General features: G+C 74.5%; 7 protein-coding genes. 3 read left to right on the forward strand and 4 right to left on the reverse strand.

Annotated features, from left to right (window positions below; genetic code table 11):
• Both AC0CYZ_RS24525 and AC0CYZ_RS24530 read left to right on the forward strand, forming a co-directional pair.
• A partial coding sequence (locus AC0CYZ_RS24525; protein ID WP_472220196.1) for a cytochrome P450 occupies window positions 1–1200 on the forward strand: 1200 nt, incomplete at its 5' end.
• Between the two features lie 138 nt (window positions 1201–1338).
• Entirely contained in the window at window positions 1339–2154 is an 816-nt protein-coding gene (locus tag AC0CYZ_RS24530) for a DUF1707 SHOCT-like domain-containing protein (protein WP_472220198.1), read from the forward strand.
• A 130-nt stretch (window positions 2155–2284) separates the two neighbouring features.
• On the opposite strand, the gene AC0CYZ_RS24535 is transcribed toward AC0CYZ_RS24530, so the two are convergent.
• The 4 genes from AC0CYZ_RS24535 to AC0CYZ_RS24550 form a co-directional block, all read right to left on the reverse strand.
• Window positions 2285–3508, reverse strand: a complete 1224-nt coding sequence (locus tag AC0CYZ_RS24535; RefSeq protein ID WP_472220200.1) for an acyl-CoA dehydrogenase family protein — start codon at window positions 3506–3508, stop codon at window positions 2285–2287.
• A 43-nt stretch (window positions 3509–3551) separates the two neighbouring features.
• A complete protein-coding gene (locus tag AC0CYZ_RS24540; RefSeq protein WP_472220202.1) occupies window positions 3552–4175 on the reverse strand; it encodes a hypothetical protein in 624 nt (207 codons plus the stop codon).
• A 133-nt stretch (window positions 4176–4308) separates the two neighbouring features.
• Entirely contained in the window at window positions 4309–5598 is a 1290-nt protein-coding gene (locus AC0CYZ_RS24545) for an outer membrane protein assembly factor BamB family protein (RefSeq protein ID WP_472220204.1), read from the reverse strand.
• Window positions 5595–6011, reverse strand: a complete 417-nt coding sequence (locus AC0CYZ_RS24550; protein WP_472220206.1) for a hypothetical protein — start codon at window positions 6009–6011, stop codon at window positions 5595–5597. The genes AC0CYZ_RS24545 and AC0CYZ_RS24550 overlap by 4 nt, the downstream gene beginning before the upstream one ends.
• Window positions 6012–6573: 562 nt before the next feature.
• Between AC0CYZ_RS24550 and AC0CYZ_RS24555 the strand changes: the two genes are divergently transcribed.
• A complete protein-coding gene (locus AC0CYZ_RS24555) occupies window positions 6574–6696 on the forward strand; it encodes a hypothetical protein (RefSeq protein ID WP_472220208.1) in 123 nt (40 codons plus the stop codon).
• Window positions 6697–6809: the final 113 nt, after the last annotated feature.

Below are 6809 nucleotides of genomic sequence, written 5' to 3' on the forward strand. Positions count from 1 at the left end.
CACTACGAGCGGTTGCGCGCGCAGCGGCCCTTCGCCCGCGGCGCGTTCTCGCGGGTGAGCGTGCACCACGACGTGTGCACCGAGGTGCTGCGCAGCGAGGACTTCGGCGTGGCCGACCGCGACGAGGCCATGCCCGCCGCCGTACGGCTCGCCCTCCGTCTCGCGGGCCCGCCGCCCCATCCGGGGCCCATCGACCCGCCGTCGATGCTCGCCGTCGACGACCCGGACCACACCCGGTACCGGCGCCTGGTCACCCGCGCCTTCACCGCACGCCGGGTCGCCGCGCTGCGCGGGCGGACCGAGGAGATCGCGGCGGACCTGCTCGACTCCCTCGCGCGCCCCGACGGCGGCCCCGTCGACCTCGTCGAGCGCTACGCGAGCCTGCTCCCGGTCACGGTGATCTCGGAGATGCTCGGCGTGCCCACCGCGATGCGCGAGCAGTTCCTGACCTGGGGCGACGGCGCCGCCGCATCGCTCGACCTCGGGCTGCCGCACGACCGGTGGTCGCTGGTCCAGCGCAACGTCGCCGCCCTGCACGACTGGATGACCGGGCACCTGCGCCGGCTGCGGGCCGACCCGGGCGACGACCTCCTCTCCCAGCTCGTGACCGTGGCCGACGACGACGGCACCGGTCTCACCGAGCGCGAGCTCGTCTCGACGGCGCTGCTCGTGCTGGCGGCGGGGTTCGAGACGACGGTGAACCTCATCGCGAACGGCAGCCGGCTGCTCTTCGACCACCCCGAGGAACGTGCCCGCCTCGCCGCGGACCCCGCGCTGTGGCCGACGGCGGTCGACGAGGTGCTGCGGGTGGAGTCCCCGGTGTCGCGGACCGCGCGGCGGGCCCGGCGCGACACCGAGGTGGCCGGCGTGGCGATCCCCGCCGGCTCCCTGGTGGTGACGGTGCTCGCCGGTGCGAACCGCGACCCGCTGGTCTTCCCCGAGCCCGACCGCTTCGACGTCGGCCGGGCCAACGCCCGCGACCACGTCGCGTTCTCCAGCGGCATCCACTACTGCCTGGGCGCCGCGCTCGCCCGGATGGAGGGCGAGGTCGCGCTCCGCGCCCTCTTCGAGCGCTTCCCGGACCTCGCGCCGGCCGGGGAGGCCCGCCGTCGCCCGACCCGCATCCTGCGCGGCTACGAGGCGATGCCGGTCCTGCCCGGGCCGGCGCGGCGCGAACCGGCCGGGTCGGGCGCCGTCTGATCTCTCCCGTCGTCTGCGGCTGTATAGAGAAGGAGCGATACGGCCCGAGACGACGCGATGGGGACCGGGGACGACCCGGGGTGGAGTTCAGGGTCCGACCCGGAGGTGCGGCCCCGGCCACGACGCCAGGCTGGGTCCATGACCGACGAGGACCGGCGCGAGCAGGCGCCCACCGCCATCCCCACCCCCGTGGACGCCCCGGCCGCTCCGGCCTCGGACGAGCCGCCCGCCGTCGAGCCGGAGACCGTCACGGAACCGGAGGCCGTCACGGAGCGGGAGACCGTCCCGCCGCGCTCGGGCGACCTGCCGCCGAGCCCCGCCGACCTGCCCGTCGACCACGACGACCGGGAGCACGTCGTGGGCCTGCTGCAGGAGGCGGTGTCGCGGGGGCTGATCGACACCCTCGAGTTCGACCGGCGCTCCGGGCTCGCCACCACCGCGCGCACGCGGCGGGAGCTCAACGGCCTCGTCGTCGACCTGCCCCTCGAGCACCCCGACCGGGCCCGCGCCCGGACCGCGGCCGAGTCACGGCCGTCCCGGTCCGGCGCCGCGACCACGCCGCCCGACGAGACCCGCGCCGCCTACGCCGCCGGGGACACCAGCGGCACCGTCGCGCTGCACGCGCGGCTCGCCTCGGTCAAGCGCTCCGGGACGTGGGCGGTGCCGCGCCGGCTGGAGATCGACGGGTGGCTCGGGTCCGCGGAGCTCGACCTCACCGAGGCCGTCATCGACCACGAGGTCGTCGAGATCGACGTGGACATGACCCTCGGCTCGGTCGAGCTCCGGCTGCCACCCACCGCGAGCGCCTCCCTCGACGCGGTCAGCGCGACGGCGGGCAGCGTGGAGGACAAGCGCCGCGACGGACGGGCGAACGGGCGGCCGCACGTCGTCGTGACCGGTCGGGTCGCCTTCGGGTCCGTCGAGGTGAAGGGCCCGAAGTGGTGGAAGGGCTGAACGCCACCTCCGGGACACCGGCTCGCGACACACGTCGGAGAACCGGGTCCTGAGGACCCGGATCGGGGCGATCCTGCGTCCCACGGCGGGTCGCCGGTGGAGCTGCGGCCGCCTGGGGCAGGCCGGACGGCTACGTGAAGGCGCTGTGGCCGGTGATCTCCCGGCCCACGATGAGCGTCTGCACGGTCTCGGTGCCCTCGAAGGTGTGGATCGACTCGATGTCGGCCATGTGCCGGATCACGTGGTTGTCGAGCAGGATGCCGTTGCCGCCCAGCAGGTCGCGGGCCTCGGCGATGACCCAGCGCGCCTTGCGGGTGTTGTTCATCTTGGCCAGGCCGGCGATGGTCGGCGCGAGGTCGCCCTCCTCGGCCAGCCGCGCGATCTGCATGCAGTAGAGCTGCATCCCGGTCAGCTCGGCCAGCATCTTGACCAGGCGCTCCTGCACGATCTGGAACGACGCCAGCGGGTGCCCGAACTGCGTGCGCTCGAGGGTGTAGCGCAGGGCGGCGTCGTAGGCGGCGGTCGCGTGACCCAGGGCCATCCAGGCGCACGTGCCGCGGGTGGTGGCCAGCACCCGGCCGGTGTCCTTGAACGTCTCGGCGCCCGGGAGCCGGTCGCGGTCGGGCACGCGGACGCCGTCGAGGGTGATGTCGGCCTGCCAGACCGAGCGCATCGAGCCCTTGCGGGGGATGACGGTGCCCTCGTAGCCCGGGGTGGACGTGTCGACGATGAACCCCTTGACCGCCTGCGTCTCGGCGTCGCGGGCCCACACCACCGTCCGGCCGGCGATGCTCCCGTTGCCGATCCAGCGCTTGCGGCCGTCGATGACCCAGTCGTCGCCGTCGCGCCGCGCGGTGGTCTCCAGCGACACCGAGTCCGACCCGTGCTCGGGCTCGGTGAGCCCGAACGCGCCGATCAGGTCGAGGCGGGCCATCGCCGGCAGGAACTCCTGCTTCTGCTCCTCCGAGCCCAGCATCGCGATCGCCTTCATCGCGAGCCCGGACTGGACGGCGTGGAACGTGGCCAGGCTGCCGTCGCCGCGGGCCAGCTCCATCGACACCAGCCCGCACGTCAGGTGGTCGAGGCCGGGGCACCCGTAGCCGGTGATGTCGTCGCCGACGATGCCGAGGGCCGGGAGGCCATTGATCACGTCCCACGACATCTCCGCGGCGTCCCAGGCCTCGGCGGCCCGCGGGATCACCTCGTGGTCCACGAAGCGGCGCACCGCGGTGAAGGTGTCCCACTGCGCGTCGGTGAACTGGTGGCGGACCGAGAAGAAGTCCGTGCCGAGCGCCTCGGTCAGCTGGTGCTGCGCTCCCGAGGAGTCGGCGGGGATGGAGGTGTCGACGGCCATGCGGTCCTCCGCGGGTCGGGGCGTTCAGGTCGTGTGCCCGCCGTCACCTACCGGCAATCCCCGGGCCCGGTCCGGGGCACGCCGCCCGGCGGGCCGCCCGCACGGCGAGCAGGACCAGCCCGACGCCGAGGAGCACGCCGTGCGCGATCCGCACCTCGGGGCCGGCGAAGAACTGCGGCAGGAAGCCGATCATCGCGACGGCGAACGGCACGGCCACGACGCCCTCCCGCGCCACGAGCAGCACCCCGGCGACGGCGAGCGCGACGAGCCCGGCGACGAACACCACGGCCGCGACGGGACCGAGCCGGATCGCCTCGGCGACCTCGGCGAGCTGCGGGCCCGACAGCCGCTGCCCGAGGACGTGCAGAGCGAACACCTCGGCGCCGTAGTAGGGCAGGACGAGGCCGGTCCCGACCCACCAGGTGACCTCGGCGGCCCGGCCGAACCCGTGCAGGGCGAGCCCGACCAGCACGAACCCGGCCACGGCCGCGAGGTGGGCGACGACCCAGGCCGTCGAGGAGAACGCCGCGGCCTCGCCGGCGGGCGCGGCGTCCCCGTACGGCCGCACCACGGGGTAGACGACGAACAGCAGGCCCGCGAGCCCCAGGAGCACCGCGGGCGCGGTGACGGCGCGGGGGACGGCCGGACGGGTGGGGGCGGTGACCACGGTGGACCTCCGATGCGAGAGCAGTGCTCACAGCATCGACGAGAGCGACGCTCTCGTCAAGAGCAGTGCTCTCGGACCTGCTCGGGCATCAGACACGTCGTCTCCCCGCGAGGACTCGACGTGGGTGCACGCCTCAGGTGACGGCCGTCAGGCCGCCGTCGCGGTCACCGACGATCAGGGCGCCGTCCGCGGTCATCGCCGGGTACGCGTCGATCGGGCCGCCGAGGGGAAGGTCGAACAGCACCGACCCGTCCGGTGCGACCCCGAGCAGGTGTCCCTGCTGGGTGCCGAAGTACACCTGTCGTGCCCGGTCGACCACGACGGAGCTCCAGATCTGCCGGGGCGGGTGCAGCTCGTAGCTCGCGGCCGGGGAACCGTCCGCGGCGCGGACCACTCGCACCCGTCCGGCGTGGTCGGCCAGGTAGGCGTACCCGTCGGCGGTGACGACCGGTGAGGAGTACGTGATCACGGCGGGAGCGCTCCAGCGCAGGGTCCCGTCGCGGCGGTAGGCCCACTCGCGGGTGCCGTTGGTGCCCAGCAGCACGGTGCCGTCGGGGGAGAGCCCGGCCGAGACCTCGCTGATGCCGTCGCCGGGGTCCGCACGCCAGGCGACCCGCCCGGAGGCGCCCAGGTCGTCGAGGGCGATCAGCGCGGTGTCCGCGGTCGTGTAGAGCCGCCCCGCTCCATCGGTGACCACCGACCCGTAGGACGTCGAGCCCACGTCGACCGTCCACGCCGGCCGGTGCGCGCCGGCCGCGACGTCGAGCGCGCTCACCCCGCCCGCGGTGTCACCGACGTACACGCGTCGACCGTCCGCGGTGACCGGCGACGTCGCCCGGCCGGGCAGCGGTTGGGACCACAGGAGCACCCCCGCCGGGGACAGGGCGACCAGGTCGTGGGCGGGGGTTCCCCACAGCACCGTCCCGTCGGGCAGCACCAGCGCCGACACGGACAGATCGGCCTCGTCGGGATCGGGCCGGTGGGCGTCGTAGGTCCACCGGTCGGCGCCGGTGGCGGGGTCGACGGCGTGCAGCACCCCGGCGTTGGTGGCGGTGTAGATCGTGCCGTCGGCCCCCAGGACCGCGCCGGCCTCCACCGGCGCGCCCAGCGCGCGGTGCCAGCGCACCCGGCCCGCGCGGGGCCCGTCGCCGGTCGACACCCCGCCGTGGCGGGCGTCGTGCATCGCCTCGGGCCACGCCGTCCACGTCGATGCCCCCGGGGCGGTGGTCGGCAGCGGCCCGAGCCCGGCCCCGGCCACGCGGCCGCCCTCCGCGTCGCCCGCGGGTGGGGGCGCCGACGTCGGCGCCGGTGGTGCCGGAGTCCCACCGCAGGCCCCCAGCAGCCCAATCACCACCGCGACGGCCAGCAGGTGCCGCACCCGCGAGGGGACGGTGCCGTCGGCGGCTGCGCTCCCGACGATCACGGGGTCGCGTCGTCGTCCTCGTCGGGACGTCCCGCGAGCGCTCGTGCCCGAGCCGCGTCGACGTCGTCGAACCCGAGCTGCGTCACGACGTCGCGCTGCCGGACCTGGGCGTCGATCCAGCGGGTGTGCGCCTCCCACGCGGCCTGGCGGGTCGTGTCCAACGCCCGTCCGATCTGCGCCCACGACGCCCCGGCCGCCCGGGCCGACCGCACCGTCAGCTGGCGTCCGGCGACGGCCTTGCGCGCGATCAGCTCGCCCAGCGCGAGCAGTTCCAGCGCCTCCGCCCGATCGAGCGGCACGACGCCGTCGGGGTCGTCGGGATCGACGAGGGAGTCGCGCAGGCGCAGGTCGTCGTACCGCGCCACGGCGGTGCGCAGGGTGAGCTCGCGGTCGAGTGCGTGCGGCGTGGTCATCGCCGCAGCGTCCGTCAGGCCGGCTTGACTGTCAAGCCGGCCTGACAGACGCCAGGACCGGGGATCGCCGGGCGAGACCGGCCCCGGTGCCCGCGAGGCTCAGGCGATGTGCCGCCCGGAGATCGAGCGGGCGATCACGAGCTGCTGGATCTGCTCGGTGCCCTCGAAGATGTCGTAGATCTGTCGCGGGTCGTCGCCGACCTGCGCCGACCGCGACAGGACCTGCTCCGAACTGGGCCGAAGCTGCTCGACACTTCTCAGCTCCGCTGGGCGCTCTCCGACCTTCGACGGCCTGACGACGGCCTGGGCAGCCTTCGCCTTGCGATTGGGTCGCGAGCTTTCGACGCGGTCCGGTGGAGTCCGTCTCCACAGGTCGGGCTTCGTCCACGGTCGGAAGAATCCGGGGGCGTGCGCCGAGTTGGCTGCAAGTGGCCGTAACCGTGTCCCCAGAGCGCATCGGTGGCACGCTCCCAGTGTGGGCACGTACCTCGGTTCGGTGGCGGCGTTGTTGGTGCGGGCGGAGGCGCCGGAGGTTCCGTGGAACAGCCCGCAAACCTGGCCGATGTGGGCGCAGTTGCTGCCCCATGCCCTCGCGGTCAGCACCGGGCCCTACGCCCACGCCGACGAGCACCAGGCATGCTGGCTGCTGACCAAGAGCGGCGACTACCTGCAGACCCCGCGGTGACCCCTGGCGCGCGCTGCCGCTGTTCCAACAAGCCTACGAACGCAACCTCGGACGCTTGGGCCCCGACCACCAAAGGACGCTGTCCTCGGCTATAGACCTCGCCATCGACTTGC

It is taken from the genome of Actinomycetospora sp. (assembly GCF_055612215.1).

Coding starts and splice junctions, on each gene's coding strand:
- AC0CYZ_RS24535 (WP_472220200.1), bottom strand. CDS start 3,508: ATGGCCGTCGACACCTCCATCCCCGCCGACTCCTCGGGAGCGCAGCAC.
- AC0CYZ_RS24550 (WP_472220206.1), bottom strand. CDS start 6,011: ATGACCACGCCGCACGCACTCGACCGCGAGCTCACCCTGCGCACCGCC.
- AC0CYZ_RS24555 (WP_472220208.1), top strand. CDS start 6,574: ATGTGGGCGCAGTTGCTGCCCCATGCCCTCGCGGTCAGCACCGGGCCC.
- AC0CYZ_RS24530 (WP_472220198.1), top strand. CDS start 1,339: ATGACCGACGAGGACCGGCGCGAGCAGGCGCCCACCGCCATCCCCACC.